Source organism: Parafrigoribacterium mesophilum (genome assembly GCF_039652555.1).
In the GTDB taxonomy this organism is placed as follows: Bacteria; Actinomycetota; Actinomycetes; order Actinomycetales; family Microbacteriaceae; genus Parafrigoribacterium; species Parafrigoribacterium mesophilum.
On the sequence record NZ_JBDJAF010000001.1, the window covers coordinates 24909 to 43877 of the forward strand.

The following is an 18969-nucleotide window of genomic DNA, read 5'->3' on the forward strand; positions in this document are numbered from 1 at the left end:
ACCCCAGTGTGCCAGACCCCTAAATGGGGGGCAACCCCGGGGCCATTTCTGGTCCAGGGGTAACAATTGCGGGCAAAACAGGGCACACTGTGGGAGATGTCCGAGCCCGGAGCAGTGACCGAGGAGTCCCTCGCACTGGCGGAATCCATCGCCCAGGCCATGCTGAAGGATCACCGCACCGTCGCCGTTGCCGAATCGCTGACGAGCGGAAGCCTCGGATGTCATCTGGGCGCGGCCGCAGAGTCGTCGCAGTGGTTCCAGGGCGGAGTCATCGCGTACGCACCGGAAGTAAAGTTCTCCGTGCTCGGAGTCGACCCGGGACCCGTCGTCACCGCCGCCTGCGCACGACAAATGGCCATCGGTGTCGCGCGTTTGATGGATGCGGCGATCGGCGTCGCACTCACCGGAGTGGGTGGGCCCGGGGCGGAAGAGGGCAAACCGGCAGGCACGGTTTTCATTGCGGTTTCCGCTGGCGATGACAGTCGCGTGGAGGAGCATAGGTTCGACGGTGATCCGGCGGCGGTGGTACGGGCGGCGACGCATCGAGCACTGGCCATGCTGCTCGAATCCAGCGTTCGGACTGGAAGCTACCCACATTGATGGCAGGCGGTTTGATCGGGCTCGAATTTGATGCAGGCTTGAGCCATGACTGCGCAGCATCCCTGGTCCCGTTTTGTCGCTTTAGGTGATTCGTTCACCGAAGGCATCGGAGACCCTGACCCGACGAGTCCGGGAGGCAACCGCGGGTGGGCAGACCGGGTTGCCGAGGTGTTGAGCGAGAAGACCGATGATTTCGCCTACGCGAACCTCGCCATCCGGGGCCGCCTGCTACAGCAGATCATGGATGAACAACTTGAGCCGGCGCTGGCACTGCGCCCGGATCTCGTCACGATTTCCGCCGGCGGGAACGACATCATCCGTCCGAACACGGATCCGGACGACATCGCCAGCCGTCTGGAGATTGCAGTAACCAAACTCGGTTCACATGGCGCCACGGTGGTGTTGTTCAACGGCCCGGACATCGGAATGACCCCTGTCTTGCGCCGGGCCAGGGGCAAGGTCGCGATTTACAACGAGAATCTCCGGGCGGTCGCCCAAAGACACGACGCGATCATCGCCGATATGTGGGTGTTGCGCGAACTTCAGGATCCGCGCATGTGGGCGCCGGATCGCCTGCATTTCTCTCCGATCGGACACGGCGTCATCGCTCGCATGGTGTTGGAAACGCTGAACGTCGATAACGACCTACAGCCGTACTCCCCGGAGCCACTGACGGCCATCTCCTGGCGGCAAGCGAGGGTCGAGGATATGGGGTGGGCGCGGGATTATCTGCTGCCGTGGGTGTTGCGGCGTATTCGGCACCAGTCCTCCGGTGACGGCGTCAGCGCCAAGCGGCCGGATGCCGGGAGTGTCACGCGTCTTGGCTGACCGGCTCTCATGGAATCTGCGGTGAGAATCCGTATGATTGACGCATGGTTGAGACACTCGAGCCGGAACTGTATGACCAGGTCGAAGAGGCGCTGAAAGACGTCGTCGACCCAGAAATCGGGGTCAATGTCGTTGACCTCGGTCTGATCTACGACTTCGGTTGGGATTCCGAGAACTCGGCACTCGTGCTGCAGATGACGTTGACCTCCGCCGAATGCCCGCTGCAAGACGACATCTCCGACCAGGTAGCAGAAGCTTTGGACGGTATCGTCGATTCCTTCCGGATCAATTGGGTGTGGATGCCCGCCTGGGGTCCCGACAAGATCACCGACGACGGCCGCGACATGATGCGCGCGCTCGGCTTCAACGTCTAACCCCTCCTTCCCCTCCCTTCACGCCTCCGGTCGTCAAGCCCGTCGAGACCCGCGTACGGTGTCTCGGGTTCTCCGGTGGTCGAGCAACGTCGAGACCCCAGCGTGTAACTTCTGTGATTTCGACAGGCTCAATCACCGGGGGTGGCGGGAAGCGGGTTACGGGAATACCGCTAGATGTGCGCGAAGAGCACGGGAGTTGTCCACCGGGGTGGACTTGTGGTTAGCGACCGTACTGCGTGGCCATCGGGCACTCGAAGGGGTCTCCGCCCGCCGCCAGGCCGACCCGGTTCAGGTACTGGATGACGATGCCGTAAGACTCGGTCAGCGTCGTCTCGGTGTACATGATGCTGTGGGTGTCGCAGTATTCCTTGGCGATGGCCCGTGCCTTGTGCAGGTGCGGCCTGGCCATGTTGGGGAACAGGTGGTGCTCGATCTGATAGTTGAGGCCGCCCATGAACGTGTCCATGATCCAGTTGCCCTTGATGTTGCGCGAGGTGAGCACCTGGCGGCGCAAGAAGTCAACCTTGCTGTCTCGTGGCAGCAGCGGCATACCCTTGTGGTTCGGCGCGAACGTGGATCCCATGTACAGACCGAACACCGCCAATTGCACGCCGATGAAGGCGAAACCGAGCCCCACCGGTAGGACGAGGAAGATCACCGTGCAGTACGCCCCGAGACGCAGCACGATCATGCTGATCTCGAGCCAGCGCTTTTCCATCTTCTCGCGGCTGAAAACCCGCTTGAATCCGAGGATGTGAAGGTTGAGCCCCTCCAGCAGCAGGGCAGGGAAGAACAGGTAGCCCTGGCGCCGGGTCATCCACCGGTAGAGTCCCCGTGCCTTCGCGGCATCCACTTCTTGGAACGACACGAAGTCACGCTCAATGTCCGGGTCTTTGCCGACGATGTTCGGGTTGGCGTGATGGCGGCTGTGCTTGGTCATCCACCAGGCGTAGCTGATGCCGACGAAGAGGTTGGCCAGTGCCCGTCCCGCGATGTCATTGGCCGGCCCCGATTCGAACACCTGCCGGTGCGAGGCCTCGTGTGCCAGGAACGCGTATTGGGTGAGGATGACTCCCAGCGCGGCGGCCATGAGCAACTGCAGCCACGAGTCGCCGAGCAGAATGAATCCGGTGACCACACCGCCGAGAGCGGCGGTTACGAGGGAGAACATCAGGTAGTAAAAACCGGTGCGCTTTCGCAGCAGCCCGGCGTCACGCACCGTGCGCAGCAGCGCAGAATACTCAGTAGTCGGATTCTTTCCTGAGCCGCCCGGGCGGGTCTTGGTGAAAGTGACGACGGATGCAGTTGCCTGCGATTCTGACACGGTACCTCGGTTCATTCTGGATGGCTTCCCAGCCTGAAAACGAGCGGGTACCTCATTAGATGCGTCGACTCTATTCCTTCCTGCTGGGAGACGTGTGAGAAAGTCCTCCGGCGTCGGCGCGTCGGCGCCGACCGTTGCGCAGCGCCCACAGCGCCACTGCGCTGGCCGCGGCCACGTTGAGTGAGTCGACCCCGTGCTCCATGGGCACGGTCACCGCCGCGTCCGCATGGCGCAGCGCGGCACGGCTGAGCCCATCGCCCTCGGTACCGAGCAGGAGCGCCACTTTCTCCGGAGCGTGTGCGACGTAGTCGGCGAGGCTGACTGAGTGCTCCGCCAGTGTGAGGGCGGCCAGTTCGAATCCCGACTCGTGCAGGAGGTCTGCGGCCTGCGGCCAGTCGGGTAGTCGGGTCCACGGCACCTGCAGCACGGTGCCCATACTCACCCGCACACTGCGCCGGTACAGCGGGTCGGCGCAGCGCGGCGTTACGAGCACCGCATCCGCGCCAAGCGCAGCCGCCGAGCGGAAAATCGCACCCACATTGGTGTGGTCCACGATGTCTTCCAGCACGACCACCAGGTGTGCGTCGGCGATCAACTCCTCGGCCGGAGCCAGCGCCGGCCGGTGCATCGCCGCCAGGGCTCCGCGGTGCACGTTGAACCCGGTCAGCGACTCGAGAAGACCGGATTCTCCGACGTAGATCGGCACATCGTAACCTTCGAACAGCCGCAGCACGTCATCCAGCCACTTGTCGAGTACCAAGACGGATCGGGGCTGATGGCCGGCGGCCAAGGCCCGCGCGATCACCTTGCTCGATTCGGCGATGTAGAGGCCGCCGGCGGGTTCACTGAGCCGACGGAGGGCAACATCCGTCAATCCGGAGTAGTCGCGAAGGCCCGGTTCGCGAAGGTCAGGAATGCGAATGACTGGCACGCTGTTCAGTCTGACATGGTGAATGGTGGCGGTGCTGACCTCGACACCGCTGCCCGAGTTCTCGCCGGCCGACGGATCGCGGTGCTCACTGGAGCCGGCATCAGCACCGATTCCGGCATCCCGGACTACCGGGGGCCGAATTCGGTTCCGCGTACCCCCATGACTTTTCAGGCCTTTCTCGCCGACACGGATGCGCGCAAACGCTACTGGGCCGGCAGTCACCTGGGCTGGCAGCGGTTCGCGCGGGCGGCACCGAATGCCGGACACTTCGCCTTAGCCCAGCTGGAATCAGCCGGGATTCTGGCCGGCATCTTGACTCAGAACGTTGACGCCCTGCATGAGAGGGCCGGGTCGGCTCGCGTGGTGGATCTGCACGGCAGGCTCGACCGGGTGCGGTGCCTCGCCTGCGGCCAGGTCTACGCCAGGGATGCGATCAGCCGACAGATCTCCGAACTGAACCCATGGCTCAGCGAAACCGACTCCGCTGTGCTGCGACCCGACGGCGATGCGGATGTCACCGGTGTCCGTGATTTCGTCGTCCCGGCCTGCGAGCTCTGCGGCGGCATGCTGAAACCCGACATCGTGTTCTTCGGCGAATTCATTCCGACCACGAAATTCTTCGCAGCCAGCGCGCTGGTGCGCAACGCCGATGCGCTGCTGGTGGCCGGTTCGTCGCTGGTGGTGAATTCTGGCATCCGCTTTCTCGATCAAGCCGCCAAGCGCCAGCTCCCCGTGGTGATCGTCAATCGTGGCAAGACCAGAGGGGACTCCAGGGCCGCCGTTAAGATTGATGCCGGGACCTCCGAAACCCTGACGGCCCTGGCGGACCGTCTGGGCGGCGGATACCGGAAAAAGACGCTATGACCCTGCTCTATCTCGTGCGCCACGGCGAAACGGACTGGAACCTGCAGCGGCGCATCCAGGGCAGCACCGATATCCCCCTCAACGAGACCGGCAGGCTGCAGGCCCGACGTACCGGCTCGCTGCTGGCAAGGCGAAGCTGGGATGCGATCATCTCGAGCCCGCTGGTGCGCGCCGTCGAAACCGCCACGATCATCGCCGATGAGCTGGACCTTGGCGCGCCAGAGATCGTTGACGCCATCGTGGAACGCGCGTACGGCGAGGCGGAGGGACTCGATGATCGGGAGCTGGCACGCCGGTTCCCCGGCAACACGCCGGTAGCGGGACGCGAGTCGCGCCAGGACGTCAGTGCCAGGGTGATGCCGGCTCTCGCTGCGATCGCCGAGAACCGGCCAGGCCAGCACCTGATCCTCACCACCCACGGCGGCGTGATCCGCACCGTGCTGGAGACGGTGGCCCCGGCATCCGAGGTGCACCGCGGTGTGCGCATCACCAACGGCTCCATCCACAGCTTCCGCTACTACGACGGCGTGTTCAAACTCCTGAGATTCAACGACCCGATCGAGGTTGCCTCCGTTGAGCCGGGCGCCGAGGACCTCGTCGAACAAAACGCCCTGGAAGGACGGGAACACTGATGTCGTTGGCACGATTCCGGCAGCACAGCGCCGAGCTGGGAATCACCGTCGATGTGCGCGAAATGGACCACACTACCCACACCGCCGAGGATGCGGCGGCGGCGGTGGGCTGCGCGGTCGGTGCCATCGTGAAAAGCCTAGTGTTCCTGGTCGATTCGCTGCCGTGTCTGGTGCTGGTCTCCGGAAGCAATCGGGTGGATACGGCCATGCTCAGCGCCGCGCTCGGTGGCCCGGCGCGCATGGCGGACGCCAAAACCGTGAAGTCGGCCAGTGGATACAGCATCGGCGGTGTGCCGCCGTTCGGGCACCCCGTCCCGATGCGCACGGTGATGGACCAGGACCTTCTGACTCACCGTGAGGTGTGGGCGGCCGCCGGGGCAGCCACGACCGTCTTCGCGATGGATTCGGCTCGATTGGCCGAGATCACCTCTGCCGAAGTCGTGCAACTGGCCTGACTCGCGCTCAGCGTCGTTCGGTCAACGATCGCGCCAAATCCAGCAGGGTCTGCGCCGAACTTTCCCAGGTGAACTCGGTGGCGCGGTCGTAGGCGAGCGCCGAGCGTCGTTGCCACTCGCCCGGCTCCTCCAGCTCGCGCACCGCTTGCGCGAGACGGCGCGGATCGTCGTGGCCGAAGTAGAGTGCGACCTCCCCGCCGACTTCGTGAAACACCGGGATGTCGCTGAGGACCACCGGCGTACCGGCTCCCATCGCCTCGATTACGGGAATGCCGAATCCCTCGCCACGGGACGCCGAGACCAATGCGGTGGCTCCGCGCAGCAGTTCCTGGTATCGCTCGTCGCTGACACCGCCCTCGAACACCACGGCATCCGCCGGTGCCAGAGCGGAGAGCCGTGCTTGTTCGCGTTCGGAGATGCTGCTGAGCAGATGCAGCCGGTACCCGGGCAGCAGCTTCATCGCGGCCAGCAGCGTTTCGACCCGTTTGTAGGGCATGAACGAGCCCATATAGACCAGATTCGGCTGCTGCGGCGGCGTGCGTTGCACACGCTCCTGCGGGGCGACGGCATCCCGCACCACGGTGATCGGCCGCCTCGCGAGCCGGTGTTCGATGATCTGCCGCCGAGCCGTCTCGGAGACGGTGACGATGGCGTCGCCGCGCCCGAGCACGATCCGCTGCGGCCAGTACGCCAGATGGTAGGCCCGCCAGAGCAGCTTGATCGGCCAGGGAAACTCCCGTGGCGGTGTGCGATGGGTGTAGTAGATCAAATCGTGCAGAGTGAGGATGAGCCGATAACGTCGACCCAGCGACCCCATGGTCTGCATCGGGCTGAACACGACATCCGGTTCGACGCGGTTGACGGTGTGGGCAATCCACGGTTCGTGCACGCTCGTCACTCCACTCCCGAGAATCCAGGGCAGGTCGGGGAGCATGCGCAGCTGCCGTTCGTCGCTGATCAGCATGGTGACCGGATGCAACTGCGCCAGCGCGGTGACCAATCCCGTGGTGTAGCGGCTGATGCCGTCGTGCCTGTCAAACCGCGTGTACCGGCAATCGAAGAGGATTTTCACCGCTGCGGCAGTGACGCGACGAACTCGGTGATCGCCCGCGCGGCATCCGCCGGCACCTCGTAGTGGATGAGGTGGCCGACGCCCGACAGCACCCGCAGCGTGGCATGCGGGAACGTGGCCTGCAGCTCGTGCTGGGCCGCGACCGGGGTGATGTCGTCGAGTTCTGCGGCCACAAGGAGGGTGGGCACGTCGATTCTGGAGGCGAAGGCGCTGACGTCAGTGCTGATGGAGGCCAGGAATGCTTCGACCACCACATCCCGGCTGGCGAAGCGGTTGAAGTAGGTGTGGTGCTCGGCGTGGATCCACCTGCGCCGCATCTTGTCTTTGGTCTTCGCCAGCGATGAACTCATGAACTGCACAATCAGCCAGTTCTTCAGAAGCGCGAAACCGATCTTTGCGGGCAGTAGCTCCGCCAGCCGGTAGTACGCCACGGTGATGCGGGTCACGATCGGGTGCGGTCCCTTCAGCCCGGAGATCGCAATCGGGTTGATCAGGATCAGGGCCCGCGTCTTCAGTCCGGAGACCAGCGCGGCCGCACTGACGATGGTGCCGAAGGAGTGTCCGAGGATCAACGCGTGCGGTGCGTCGACCGCGGCGACGAACGCCGTGAGCCAAGCGGCGTATCCGTTGATGTCGTGGCTCGTGCCTACCAGCGGTGTGGACTCGCCGAAACCGGGCAGATCGGGGCTGATGAACCGCACCTGCGGCAGCTGAGCGATCACCGGCTCCAGCCCGTGATGCTCGCCGCGGTACCCGTGCGAGACGACGACCGTCGTCGCGGAGTTAGGGTCGCCGTAGACCCAGTACCTGGTGGTGCTGCCGAGCACCACGACCTCCCGCTTCTCGACGGGAATATCGTTCAATTGCGCGGCAAAGGGCGATTCGACAGTCATCATCCACCAGTGTATGCAGGGGACGGAGGGCAAGAGCCAGGCACGTCGCGCCTAGACTCATACACCAAGGCGCTTCACGATGACAGGGCATTCCAAAGGGGGCACTAGTTGAGTTTCACCGCACCGATCCAGTTGCCGGGATTGACCTTGGATCCTCAGTGGTACCGCCGTTCGGTGTTCTACGAGGTTTTCGTCCGGTCGTTCGTTGACAGCAACGGCGACGGAGCCGGCGACATCCAGGGCGTCATTTCCAGGCTCGACTACCTCCAGTGGCTCGGTGTCGATGTGCTCTGGCTGCCTCCGTTTTTCAGTTCACCCCTGCGGGACGGCGGATACGACGTGTCTGACTTCCGGTCCATCCTGCCGGAGTTCGGCACACTGGACGAGTTCAAGGACCTGGTCACCAAGGCACACGAACGCAACATGCGCATCGTCATCGACCTGCCGGTGAACCACACCTCGGATGCCCACGAGTGGTTTCAACAGTCCAGAGAAGACCCCGACGGCCCGTACGGGGACTACTACGTCTGGCACGACACCGACGACAAGTACGCGCACTACCGCATCATCTTCGTCGACACCGAAGAGTCCAACTGGGCGTTCGACTCGGTGCGCCGGCAGTTCTACTTCCATCGCTTCTTCTCCCATCAGCCGGACCTCAACTATGAGAACCCGGCGGTGCGCGACGCGATGTTCGACGTGGTGCGATTCTGGCTCGACCTCGGCGTTGACGGATTCCGGCTGGATGCGGTGCCCTACCTGTACGAATCAGAAGAGGGCAACGGCGAGGGCGAGCCGCCAACGCACGAGTTTGTGAAGAAGCTGCGCGCCATGGTCGACCGGGACTATCCGGGGCGGATCATGATCGCGGAAGCGAACCAGTGGCCGCGCGAAGTCGCCGCGTTCTTCGGCACCGATGAGGAGCCGGAGTGCCACATGGCCTTCGATTTCCCGGTGATGCCCCGCATTTTTTACGCGCTGCGTTCCCAGCAGGCCCAGGAACTGGTGCGGGTGCTGTCGGAAACCACGGATGTGCCCGAGTCCGCAGGCTGGGGCATCTTCCTGCGCAACCACGATGAATTGACCCTGGAGATGGTTTCCGAGGAGTATCGCCAGGCGATGTACGGCTGGTACGCCTACGATCCGCGGATGCGTGCCAACATCGGCATCCGTCGGAGGCTGGCGCCGCTGTTGGACAACTCGCGCGCGGAGTTGGAACTCGCCCACGCCCTGTTGTTCTCTCTGGCAGGCAGCCCGTTCCTGTACTACGGCGACGAAATCGGCATGGGCGACAATATCTGGCTACCCGATCGGGACTCCTCCCGTACCCCGATGCAGTGGACTCCCGACCGCAACGCCGGGTTCTCCTCCGCCGACCCCGGCAAGCTGCACCTGCCGGTCGTGCAGTCTCTGGTGTACAACTTCACGCTGGTCAATGTGGAATCTCAGCTGGCGCAGTCGCGCTCCCTGCTGCACTGGGTGCGCAACGTGATTCACGTGCGCAAGGGGCATCCGGCCTTCGGCCTGGGCTCCATCACCGTTCTAGAGACGAATCACGAGTCGGTGCTCGCCTTCGTGCGCTCGTATGCGGGTTCGGCGACAAAGTTCGGTGACCCGGCGGAAGACATCCTGTGCGTGTTCAGCTTTTCGATCAATCCGGTGAGTGCCACGATTCAGGCCAGCGAATTCGCCGGCTCGGCGCTGTACGACCTTTTCGGGGGCGCCGAGTTCCCGTCCTTTGATGAGGATGGGAGTTTGACCCTCACCCTCGGAACGCAAAGTTTTTATTGGTTGCACGTGGGTACTCCCAGCGTTGTCGGTGGTCGGCCATAGTCTGGCAGCGTGACTAACCAATGGTGCGAAATGCTCGGAGTGTTCGATCTGGAAACGACGGGAGTCGACGTCGAGACGGCGAGGATCGTCTCAGCCACGGTCGGGGTGCTCGACGGATCGGGAACGTGCGTGGAGCGCTGGGACTGGTTGGCCGACCCCGGAGTGGAGATTCCCGCGCAGGCCAGTGCGGTGCACGGCATCACCACCGAACGTGCCCGCGCGGACGGCAGGCCGGCCCCAGAGGTTGTCGGCGAGATCGTCGAGGTACTGTCCGGCCTCTTCGATCGCGGAATGGCGGTCACCATCTACAACGCACCGTACGACCTGACGCTGCTCGCCCGCGAAGCGGCCCGCTATGGATTAGAGCCGCTATCGGTTCCTGCGCCGATCATTGATCCGTTGGTGATCGACAAGGCACTCGACCGGTACCGCAAAGGTAAGCGCACGCTCACGGCGGCGGCGTCACACTACGGCGTGGTCCTGACCGACGCGCACGATGCGGGCGCCGACGCGGTCGCCGCTGGGCGGATTGCCCAGGCAATTGCGCGCCTCTACGGCGAACAATTGGGTATCGACGTGGACGCGCTGCATCAGCTTCAGATCGGCTGGTGCCAGGACCAAGCGGCGAGCTTCCAGGAATACATGCGCCGGGTCAAAGACCCGGAGTTCCTGACCAGCGGGGCGTGGCCCCAGCGGCCTGTCAGACAAGCCGTGTTGCAGCCCGCTGCGGTGTAGCGAACGCGGTGTAGCAAAGAAGAACTACTTGGCGGTGCTTCCGAAGTTCTTGTACCGCGAGTTGAACTTCTCGACGCGGCCCGCGGAGTCCATGATGCGCTGCTTGCCGGTGTAGAACGGGTGAGAGGCGGAGGAGATCTCCACGTCGATCACAGGGTAGGTGTTTCCGTCTTCCCACTCGATCGTCTTGGCGCTGCTGACCGTCGACCGCGTCAGGAACGTGGCGCCGGATGCGAGATCGCGGAAGACCACTGGTGCATATGACGGGTGGATGTCTGACTTCATAAGTGTTTCCTTGCAGCTGGAGAAGAGTGATAGCGTCACGGAGAATTTCACGACCGTGTCATGCGCCAGCTAGCTACGATACCAGACTGAGCTGGCGGACCGGACTACTGCGGCGCGGCGGCGCGAGCGGTGAACCGGCCGTTCTCCGAAGTCACCGTCAGCTCCAGGCCGAACGCCGCGCTCAGGTTTTCGGCGGTGATCACTTCGTCGATGGGGCCGGCTGCTGCAACTTCGCCGTCGCTGAGCAAGAGCGCGTGGCTGAATCCGGTGGGAATCTCCTCCACGTGGTGGGTCACCATGACGATGGCGGGCGAGGACTCGGAGGAGGCGTAGCCACCGAGCAGCTGCAGAAGTTCCTCCCGGGCACCGAGGTCCAGGCTGGCTGCCGGCTCGTCGAGCAACAGCAGTTCTGGGTCGGTCATCACTGCCCGGGCAATCTGCACCCGCTTCTGCTCGCCGTCACTGAGAGCCCCGAACTTGCGGTTCTCCAAGGCGCTGAGTTTCCATTCTGCGAGCACTCGCTGCGCCCGGCGAACGTCGAGTTCCTCGTAGTCTTCCCGCCAGCGGCCGGTGACCGAATAGGCGGCGGTCATGACGACATCCAGCACGCTCTCGGTCTGAGGGAGTCGCTTTGCCAGCGCGGTGGAAGCGAAGCCGATCCGGGGCCGTAGTTCGAAGACGTCGACACTGCCCAGCGTGTTGTCCAGGATGTTCGCGCGACCCGAGGTGGGGTGGATGAGCGCCGCAGCGATCTGGAGCAGCGTGGTCTTGCCCGCTCCATTCGGTCCGAGGATCACCCAGCGCTGGTCGCCGTCGACCATCCAGTTGAGGGATTTGAGGATCGGATTGCCATCACGTACGACGGACACGTCGGAAAGCTGAAGAACGGTGGCCATTTATCCAGCGTAGCGTGCGCCGCCGCAGGATCACGGCGCCCGATCCGGCCTCGAGTCACCCGAAACTTCGGGTATCCCACCCTCCCCGCCGCTCCGGTGATTGAGCTTGTCGAAATCACAGAGGTCATCTGGGGAGGTCTCGACGGGCTCGACCACCGGGAGCGGGTCATCTGTGGAGGTCTCGACGGCTCGACCACCGGGGGCCGGCTCGACCAGCGGGGCGGGATCGACCAGCGGGGAGGGCTCAGCGCAGGAGGCCGTCGTAGATTTCGCGAGTGCGGGCCGAAACGGCGTCCCAGCTGAAGTGCGCCTCGGCGCGTTGCCGGCCGGCTCGTCCCATCCGGGCGGCCCGGTCAGGATCTTTCAGCACATCGTTCAAGGTGCCAGCGAGGTCGCTGACGAACTTGTCGGGGTTCAGCGGTCTGCCGGTGCCGTCATCGGATTGTTCAATGGGCACCAGGCGTCCGGTGACACCGTCCTGGACGACCTCCGGGATTCCCCCCGTCGCTGTGCCGACCACCGGTGCACCGCACGCCATGGCTTCCAGATTCACGATGCCGAGCGGTTCATAGATCGAGGGGCAGACGAAGGTGGTGGCGGCGGTGAGCACCGCCGTCAGCTCCTCGTGGCCGAGCAGCGTGTCGAGCCAGATCACGCCACTGCGAGTTTGTTTCAGCTCTGCCACCGCGGCGCGCACTTCCTCGAAGATCTCCGGAGTGTCGGCCGCGCCTGCGCACAGCACCAGCTGCACGTCGGCCGGCAGCTGTCGTGCCGCACGCAACAGGTAGGTCAAGCCCTTCTGCCGAGTGATGCGGCCAACGAAAACTACGGCGGGCCGATCGGGATCGATACCGAGCGTGCGGAGCACGGCCTGGTCAGCGTTCGGACGCCAACGCTGCAGGTCCACGCCGTTGTGCACGACGTGGATCCGTCGTTCGTCGATGGTTGGGTACGACCTGAGGATGTCGCGCCGCATGCCGTCGCTCACGGCGATCACTGCGTCAGCGGTGGTCATGGCGCCCGCTTCGATCCAGCTCGAGACGCGATAACCGCCGCCGAGCTGTTCCGCCTTCCAGGGGCGCAACGGCTCGAGGCTATGCGCCGTGACGACGTGCGGGATGCCGTGCAGCATGGCCGCCAATTGACCGGCGGCACCCGCGTACCAGGTGTGCGAGTGGACTATGTCCGCGCCGGCCACGTCCTGGGCGATCAGCAGGTCCACGCCGAGGGTGGTCAGCGCAGGGTTCGCGCCCACCAGCTCCGCGGGCACCGCGTACGCGAAGACATCCGCCTCACTTCTAGGCCGACCAAAGCACCGCACCATCACCTCGATGTCGCGGCGCAGGGCTCGGGTGAGCTCGGCAACATGAACACCGGCTCCCCCATAAACTTCCGGCGGATACTCGCGGGAGATTAAATCGACTCTCACATCCCGAACGCTAGTACAGAGCAGAGCTTGCCTCTACTGTGGAGGCATGGCGACCAAGAAGATCTTCGGCATTGTGCTGGCGGGCGGTGAGGGCAAGCGGCTCATGCCGTTGACCGCCGACCGTGCCAAGCCGGCCGTTCCGTTCGCCGGAAACTATCGTCTCATTGACTTCGCGTTGTCCAACCTGATCAACTCGGGCCTGCGGCAAATCGTGGTGCTCACCCAGTACAAGTCGCACAGCCTGGACCGGCACGTGTCACAAACCTGGCGGCTGTCGGCCCTGACCAATTCCTATGTGGCCTCGGTACCTGCACAGCAGCGCCTGGGTAAACGCTGGTTCGCCGGCTCGGCGGATGCCATCCTGCAGAGCCTGAACCTGCTCAGAGACGAGAAGCCCGACATCGTCGTCGTTGTCGGTGCCGACCACGTCTATCGGATGGACTTCAGCCAGATGATCGACGCCCACATCGCCTCGGGCGCTGGCGTGACGGTGGCCGCCATCCGGCAGCCGATTGCGCTGGCCAATCAATTCGGGGTGATCGAGGTGAGCGAGGAGGACCCGACGCGCATCCAGGCCTTCCTGGAAAAGCCTCAATCGGCCGTCGGCTTGTCCGACTCCCCCAACGAGGTGTTCGCCTCGATGGGGAACTATGTGTTCGACACCGACGTGCTGATCGACGCAGTCCTGCGTGATGGCGAGGTCGCCGATTCGAATCACGACATGGGCGGCGACATCGTTCCTGAATTCGTCGCCCGCCAGGACGCGGCGGTGTACGACCTGAACCGCAACCAGGTACCAGGGGCGACGGAACGCGATAGGTTCTACTGGCGCGACGTGGGGACCATCGAGTCGTTCTTCGACGCGCACCAGGATCTGGTGTCGGCCCTGCCCATCTTCAACCTCTACAACAACAAATGGCCGATATTCAGCGAGCAGTTGAACTCGCCGCCTGCGAAGTTCGTGCGCGACGCCCACGGCAACCTCGGAACCACCATCGATTCCATCGTGTCGCTCGGATGCCTGTTGTCCGGCGCGCACGTGGAGCGCAGCGTTCTCGGTCCATGGGCCACGATCGGCTCCGGGGCCATGGTGGTGAACTCTGTGCTGTTCGACCGAGTGCGCATCGGCGAGAATGCCACCGTGCGCAGGGCTATCCTGGACAAAGAAGTAGTGGTCTCGGACGGCGCGACCGTCGGCGTCGACAGCGACGCCGATCGGCTCCGCGGTTTCACTGTGACCGATTCCGGCATCACGGTTGTGGGCAAGGGTGTTCACGTCGCGTGAACCTCCGACCCCCCAGGAATGATCGATGGCACAACTGCCCACCACCCGTTTTCTCGTCGTGCTTGACGTCGACTCCACGCTGATTGAAAACGAGGTCATCGAGTTGCTCGCCGCGGCGGCGGGATCTCACGACAAGGTGGCGGAGATCACCTACCGCGCCATGAACGGTGAGCTCGACTTCGAAGCCAGCCTTCGGGCCCGGGTCGCCACGTTGGCCGGATTGCCGGTGAGTGTGTTCGATACCGTGGCAGAACAGATCCGCTACACCGGCGGCGTGCGACAGATGATCGCGGGTGTGCAGGCCGCAGGCGGCAAGGTCGGAGTCGTTTCCGGCGGTTTCCACGAACTGGTTGACCCGCTCGCTCAGGACCTTGGTCTTGACTTCTGGTGCGCCAACCGGCTCGCCGTCGAGGGCGGCAAACTCACTGGTGGTCTCACCGGACCGATCATCGACTCGGTGGCCAAGGCACGCGTGCTCCGCGGCTGGGCTCAAGATTGCGGGGTGCCGCTGGCCAAGACGGTGGCGGTGGGCGATGGCGCCAACGACCTGACCATGATGGCGATCACCGGGCTTTCTGTGGCGTTCGACGCGAAGGCGCCGGTGCGGGACGAAGCGGACCTGATCATGGACATCCGGGATCTCGCGCAACTGCTCCCGCTACTGGGCCTTCGGGGTTAGCGGTTCGGGGCTAGTGGCCCATCCCCAGTCCGCCGTCCACCGGGATCACGGCGCCGGAGATGTATCCGGCATCGTCACCGGCCAGCCAGGCGATGACCTTGGCCACCTCGGTCGCGCTGCCGTAACGGCCAGCCGGGATCGATTTTTTGTACTGTGCCTGCTGCTCCTCGGGCAACTGCGCGGTCATGTCTGTCTCGATGAAGCCCGGAGCGACCACGTTGGCTGTGATTCCCCTCGACCCGAGTTCTCGGGTCAGAGAGCGGGCCAGGCCGATGAGCCCGCTCTTGGAGGCCGCGTAATTGACCTGTCCGGCCGAACCCAGCAACCCGACGACGCTGGAGACCAGCACGACCCTGCCGTATTTCGCCTTCAGCATGCCGCGCATGGCACGCTTGACGACCCGGAACGCGCCGCCCAGGTTCGTGTCGACCACCGAGTCGAAATCCTCGTCGCTCATCCGCAATAGCAGGGTGTCCTTAGTGATTCCGGCGTTCGCCACCACCACCTCAACCGGGCCGTACTCGGCTTCCACGGCAGAGAACGCTTCGTCGACGGAAGCGGCGTCGGTCACATCAGCGCGCACAGTGAGGCTGCCCTGCGGCCCTTGGCCGGAGCGTGCGGTGACGGCGACGCGGTGCCCTCTGGCGAGGAATTCCTCGGCGATCGCGAATCCGATGCCGCGATTGCCGCCCGTGATCAGTACAGTTCGGGCGCTGCCCATCGGTCAGTCTCGCTTCCTTCGTCGGTGGCGGGCACAATGGAAATGAGCACCCGGCAAACTCCCGCAATCTTAGTCTTAGGCTTGGGTGAGCTCATGGCCAAGCAACAATCGATCACCTCCCTCCCCCGATCGCCAGACGACGATCGGCGGGGTCGCATGATCAAGTACTCGCTTACCATGGGTATCCGGTTAGTCTGCGTGGTGCTGTGCGTGTTCGCGCGCGGCTGGTGGCTCGCGGTCTGTGCCACTGGTGCGATCTTCCTGCCCTACTTCGCCGTCGTAATCGCCAACGTGTCCCAGTCGAGGCCGTCATCGGTGCAGCGTCCGGGCATCATTGTGCCGCTGGCTCCCCCGCAGCCCGGCTCAGCCACGTCGTCGCAACCCCCAGAATCGGAGCGACCGGCATGATCGGCTTCGGCGACGAGGACAACCTGCCGCCCACCTGCTCACGCGCCGGATGCACGGTCGCGGCACAATGGAAGGTGAACTGGCGCAACCCGAGAATCCACCAGAAGGACCGGGTGAAAATCTGGCTCGCCTGCGACGAGCACCGCGACTACCTGCGCGACTATCTGTCCAGCCGCGGATTCCCGGTAATCGTCACCTCGATGGTCGAATCGGTCGACCGGGTACCCGACACGCCCGCGGAAATGCCATGACCCGCTGGAAGACGCTGTTCTCTCGCCGCTGGCTGGGCTATCTCGCCTTTGCGGTAGCCTTCGCGATTGCGTGCGGCTTTCTCTCCTCCTGGCAACTGAGCCGCGGCAACGAGGCCGCGGCCGCCAACCGGCTCATCGAGGCCAACTTTCACGCGGCTCCGGTTCCGCTGTCCGAGGCACTGCCCACTCTCGATTCGTTCGACGCCGGTCGCGAGTGGCTCAGAGTGACCGTGACCGGAACCTACCTGCCAGAGGAGGAACTTCTCGTGCGTAACCGGCCCACCTCGGCCGGACCGGGGTTCGAGGTGCTCACCCCCCTGCGCTTGGCCGACGGCAGGGTATTCATCGTCGATCGCGGCTGGGTGCCGACCGGTGAAACCCGGGACGCGCCAGACTCGGTTCCGGCACCACCCGGCGGCGAGGTCACGGTGGTGGCGCGGTTGAAGCCCAGCGAACCGCACCTTCAGTCGCGAACCGCCACCGGCAACCAGGTGGCCACGATTGAGTTGCCCGTCGTGAAGCAGAAGGTCGGTGGCGACGTGTACACAGGGGCCTACGGAGTGCTCGACACGCAGACGCCCGCCCCGGCCAACGATCTGACTCCGGTGGTCACCTCGGAACCGACCCAAGACGAGGGGCTGCACTGGTCGTACATGATCCAGTGGATCATCTTCGCCCTGATCGCGTTCTTCGGCCTCGGCTACGCCGTGCGGCAGGAACTGCGGATGCGCGCGCAGGATGCGGAGGAAGATCCGGCAGCGGTGCCGCAGCGGGCGCGCACGGCGAAGAAGACCGACGCTGAAATCGAGGACGAACTGCTGGATGCCGCCCGCTGAGACGGCAGCACGGCATCAGGCCAGCGAGATCAGCTCGGCGTACTCGTGGTTCCAATAGTCTTCGAGGCCGTCCGGCAACACCAGCACCCGCTCCGGGTTCAACGCCTCGACGGCGCCCTCGTCATGGCTGACCAGCACCACGGCGCCGGTGTAGTGCGCCAGGGCGTCGAGGATCTCGTCCCGGGATGCAGGGTCCAGGTTGTTCGTCGGTTCGTCCAGCAGCAGCACGTTGGCACCGGACACCACGATCATGGCCAACGCCAGCCTGGTCTTCTCCCCGCCGGAGAGAACCCCAGCCGGCTTGTGGGAGTCGTCACCGGTGAAGAGGAACGATCCGAGCACGCGCCGCGCCTCCGTCTCGGTGAGGTTCGGCGACGACGACACCATGTTCTGCAACACAGTGCGCTTCACGTCGATCGTCTCGTGTTCCTGCGCATAGTAGCCGATCTTGAGGCCGTAGCCGGGCTCGACTGCTCCGGTGTCGGAGTGGTCGATGCCGGCCAGGATGCGCAGCAGTGTTGTTTTGCCCGCACCGTTGAGGCCGAGCACGACCACCTTCGACCCGCGGTCGATGGCCAGGTCGACGGCGGTGAAAATCTCCAGCGACCCGTAGCTCTTACTCAGGTTGGTGGCCGCCAGGGGCGTTCGACCGCTCGGAGCCGGCTCGGGGAACCTCAGCTTGGCGACCCGATCGGCCACGCGCACGTCCTCGAGCCCGGACATCATCTTGTCGGCACGACGCACCATCTGGTGGGCTGCGGCGGCCTTGGTCGCCTTCGCACCGAACTTCGCGGCCTGCAGCCGCAGCACCGACGCCTTCTTCTCGATGTTGGACCGTTCTTTCCTTCGGCGTTCCTCATCGGCCTCACGCTGGCGCAGGTAGTTCTTCCAGCCCATGTTGTAGATGTCGATCACCGTGCGGTTGGCATCCAGGTAGAACACCCGGTTGACGGTTTCCTCGACCAGCGCGACGTCGTGGCTGATGACGACCAGTCCGCCGTTGAAGGACTTGAGGTACTCTCGCAGCCAGACCACCGAGTCAGCGTCCAAATGGTTCGTCGGTTCGTCCAGCAGCATCGTGTCGGCGCCAGCGAACAGGATGCGGGCCAGCTCGATCCGACGCCGCTGCCCTCCGGACAGCGTCGAAACCTGTTGTTCCAGGATGCGATCGGGCAGACCGAGGTTGCTCGCGATCGACGCGGCTTCCGCCTCCGCGGCGTAGCCGCCGAGCGCCAGGAACCGGTCCTCAAGTTTGGCGTACCGTTCCATGGCGTTCGCGCTCACCGACGGGTCGCTGCTGCCCATCTCCTGCCCGCACTTCTGCATGCCAAGCACGATCTGCCCCAGCCCACGCGCATCGAGGATGCGGGTGCGGCCGAGGCTGGTCGGATCACCGCTGCGCGGGTCTTGCGGCAGGTAACCGACCTCCCCGGATCGGTCGATGACGCCGTGGGTCGGCGGGTTCTCCCCCGCCAGGGTTTTCGCGAGCGTCGTTTTGCCGGCACCGTTGCGCCCGACCAGCCCGATTTTGTCTCCCTTGTCCACGCGGAACGTCACACCCTCCATCAGGGTGCGCGCACCGACACGCAGTTCAAGATCACGCACGCTGAGCACAGGCAAAGTCCAATGTCTTTGGTC

Annotated in this window: 22 protein-coding genes; 13 read left to right on the forward strand and 9 right to left on the reverse strand. The window is 64.4% G+C overall.

All coding sequences use genetic code 11. The features are described from left to right. Positions 1-96: 96 nt before the first annotated feature. Genes ABFX56_RS00140 through ABFX56_RS00150 form a run of 3 tightly spaced genes read left to right on the forward strand, consistent with a single transcriptional unit; the run spans position 97 to position 1802 of the window. Positions 97-600: a CinA family protein gene (locus ABFX56_RS00140; protein ID WP_346231257.1), complete on the forward strand. Its 504-nt coding sequence runs from the start codon at positions 97-99 to the stop codon at positions 598-600. 45 nt (positions 601-645) lie between these two features. Further along, entirely contained in the window at positions 646-1428 is a 783-nt protein-coding gene (locus tag ABFX56_RS00145) for an SGNH/GDSL hydrolase family protein (protein WP_346231258.1), read from the forward strand. A 44-nt stretch (positions 1429-1472) separates the two neighbouring features. Beyond that, positions 1473-1802 carry a metal-sulfur cluster assembly factor gene (locus ABFX56_RS00150; RefSeq protein WP_346231259.1) on the forward strand — a complete coding sequence of 110 codons (330 nt, stop codon included), beginning with the start codon at positions 1473-1475 and terminating at the stop codon, positions 1800-1802. Positions 1803-2022: 220 nt separating this feature from the next. Here the strand turns inward: ABFX56_RS00150 and ABFX56_RS00155 are convergent, their stop codons facing one another. Then, the gene (locus ABFX56_RS00155; protein WP_346231260.1) at positions 2023-3141 is read right to left on the reverse strand and encodes a fatty acid desaturase family protein; all 1119 of its coding nucleotides are present in this window, start codon (positions 3139-3141) and stop codon (positions 2023-2025) included. Between the two features lie 55 nt (positions 3142-3196). Next, the gene (locus ABFX56_RS00160; RefSeq protein ID WP_346231261.1) at positions 3197-4057 is read right to left on the reverse strand and encodes a TrmH family RNA methyltransferase; all 861 of its coding nucleotides are present in this window, start codon (positions 4055-4057) and stop codon (positions 3197-3199) included. 15 nt (positions 4058-4072) lie between these two features. Here ABFX56_RS00160 and ABFX56_RS00165 point away from each other — a divergent pair, with 15 nt between their 5' ends. The 3 genes from ABFX56_RS00165 to ABFX56_RS00175 are packed head-to-tail and all read left to right on the forward strand — an operon-like array spanning position 4073 to position 6008. Continuing rightward, a complete protein-coding gene (locus ABFX56_RS00165; RefSeq protein ID WP_346231262.1) occupies positions 4073-4921 on the forward strand; it encodes an NAD-dependent protein deacetylase in 849 nt (282 codons plus the stop codon). Next, complete coding sequence (locus ABFX56_RS00170) at positions 4918-5553, forward strand: histidine phosphatase family protein (RefSeq protein WP_346231263.1); 636 nt, start codon at positions 4918-4920, stop codon at positions 5551-5553. The genes ABFX56_RS00165 and ABFX56_RS00170 overlap by 4 nt, the downstream gene beginning before the upstream one ends. After that, positions 5553-6008 (forward strand): YbaK/EbsC family protein, encoded by a 456-nt coding sequence (locus ABFX56_RS00175; RefSeq protein ID WP_346231264.1) that lies wholly within the window; start codon positions 5553-5555, stop codon positions 6006-6008. The genes ABFX56_RS00170 and ABFX56_RS00175 overlap by 1 nt, the downstream gene beginning before the upstream one ends. Positions 6009-6015: 7 nt before the next feature. Here ABFX56_RS00175 and ABFX56_RS00180 read toward each other — a convergent pair whose 3' ends face one another. After that, on the reverse strand, positions 6016-7080 hold the full coding sequence (locus ABFX56_RS00180) for a glycosyltransferase family 4 protein (RefSeq protein ID WP_346231265.1): 1065 nt from the start codon (positions 7078-7080) through the stop codon (positions 6016-6018). Beyond that, positions 7077-7973, reverse strand: coding sequence for an alpha/beta fold hydrolase (locus ABFX56_RS00185; RefSeq protein WP_346233105.1), 897 nt, complete (start codon positions 7971-7973; stop codon positions 7077-7079). The genes ABFX56_RS00180 and ABFX56_RS00185 overlap by 4 nt, the downstream gene beginning before the upstream one ends. Before the next feature lie 108 nt (positions 7974-8081). Between ABFX56_RS00185 and treS the strand changes: the two genes are divergently transcribed. Together treS and ABFX56_RS00195 are read left to right on the forward strand one after the other, a co-directional pair. Further along, complete coding sequence (treS, locus tag ABFX56_RS00190; RefSeq protein WP_346231266.1) at positions 8082-9806, forward strand: maltose alpha-D-glucosyltransferase; 1725 nt, start codon at positions 8082-8084, stop codon at positions 9804-9806. A gap of 30 nt (positions 9807-9836) precedes the next feature. After that, complete coding sequence (locus tag ABFX56_RS00195) at positions 9837-10541, forward strand: 3'-5' exonuclease (protein WP_428834417.1); 705 nt, start codon at positions 9837-9839, stop codon at positions 10539-10541. Positions 10542-10565: 24 nt separating this feature from the next. Here the strand turns inward: ABFX56_RS00195 and ABFX56_RS00200 are convergent, their stop codons facing one another. From ABFX56_RS00200 to glgA, 3 genes are all read right to left on the reverse strand, one after another. Next, positions 10566-10826: a type B 50S ribosomal protein L31 gene (locus ABFX56_RS00200; protein ID WP_346231268.1), complete on the reverse strand. Its 261-nt coding sequence runs from the start codon at positions 10824-10826 to the stop codon at positions 10566-10568. Between the two features lie 104 nt (positions 10827-10930). Continuing rightward, on the reverse strand, positions 10931-11722 hold the full coding sequence (locus tag ABFX56_RS00205) for an ABC transporter ATP-binding protein (RefSeq protein ID WP_346231269.1): 792 nt from the start codon (positions 11720-11722) through the stop codon (positions 10931-10933). A 244-nt stretch (positions 11723-11966) separates the two neighbouring features. Beyond that, positions 11967-13151: a glycogen synthase gene (glgA, locus tag ABFX56_RS00210; protein WP_346231270.1), complete on the reverse strand. Its 1185-nt coding sequence runs from the start codon at positions 13149-13151 to the stop codon at positions 11967-11969. A gap of 46 nt (positions 13152-13197) precedes the next feature. On the opposite strand from glgA, the gene ABFX56_RS00215 reads away from it, so the two are divergent. Continuing rightward, positions 13198-14436, forward strand: coding sequence for a glucose-1-phosphate adenylyltransferase (locus tag ABFX56_RS00215; RefSeq protein ID WP_346231271.1), 1239 nt, complete (start codon positions 13198-13200; stop codon positions 14434-14436). Between the two features lie 25 nt (positions 14437-14461). After that, on the forward strand, positions 14462-15115 hold the full coding sequence (serB, locus tag ABFX56_RS00220; protein ID WP_346231272.1) for a phosphoserine phosphatase SerB: 654 nt from the start codon (positions 14462-14464) through the stop codon (positions 15113-15115). A gap of 10 nt (positions 15116-15125) precedes the next feature. On the opposite strand, the gene fabG is transcribed toward serB, so the two are convergent. Continuing rightward, positions 15126-15836 carry a 3-oxoacyl-ACP reductase FabG gene (gene fabG, locus ABFX56_RS00225; RefSeq protein ID WP_346231273.1) on the reverse strand — a complete coding sequence of 237 codons (711 nt, stop codon included), beginning with the start codon at positions 15834-15836 and terminating at the stop codon, positions 15126-15128. Positions 15837-15929: 93 nt separating this feature from the next. Here fabG and ABFX56_RS00230 point away from each other — a divergent pair, with 93 nt between their 5' ends. The 3 genes from ABFX56_RS00230 to ABFX56_RS00240 are packed head-to-tail and all read left to right on the forward strand — an operon-like array spanning position 15930 to position 17331. Further along, positions 15930-16244 carry a DUF3099 domain-containing protein gene (locus tag ABFX56_RS00230; RefSeq protein ID WP_346231274.1) on the forward strand — a complete coding sequence of 105 codons (315 nt, stop codon included), beginning with the start codon at positions 15930-15932 and terminating at the stop codon, positions 16242-16244. Continuing rightward, on the forward strand, positions 16241-16495 hold the full coding sequence (locus ABFX56_RS00235) for a hypothetical protein (RefSeq protein WP_346231275.1): 255 nt from the start codon (positions 16241-16243) through the stop codon (positions 16493-16495). The genes ABFX56_RS00230 and ABFX56_RS00235 overlap by 4 nt, the downstream gene beginning before the upstream one ends. After that, positions 16492-17331, forward strand: coding sequence for an SURF1 family cytochrome oxidase biogenesis protein (locus tag ABFX56_RS00240; RefSeq protein WP_346231276.1), 840 nt, complete (start codon positions 16492-16494; stop codon positions 17329-17331). The genes ABFX56_RS00235 and ABFX56_RS00240 overlap by 4 nt, the downstream gene beginning before the upstream one ends. A gap of 15 nt (positions 17332-17346) precedes the next feature. On the opposite strand, the gene ABFX56_RS00245 is transcribed toward ABFX56_RS00240, so the two are convergent. Further along, positions 17347-18945: an ABC-F family ATP-binding cassette domain-containing protein gene (locus ABFX56_RS00245; protein ID WP_346231277.1), complete on the reverse strand. Its 1599-nt coding sequence runs from the start codon at positions 18943-18945 to the stop codon at positions 17347-17349. Positions 18946-18969: the final 24 nt, after the last annotated feature.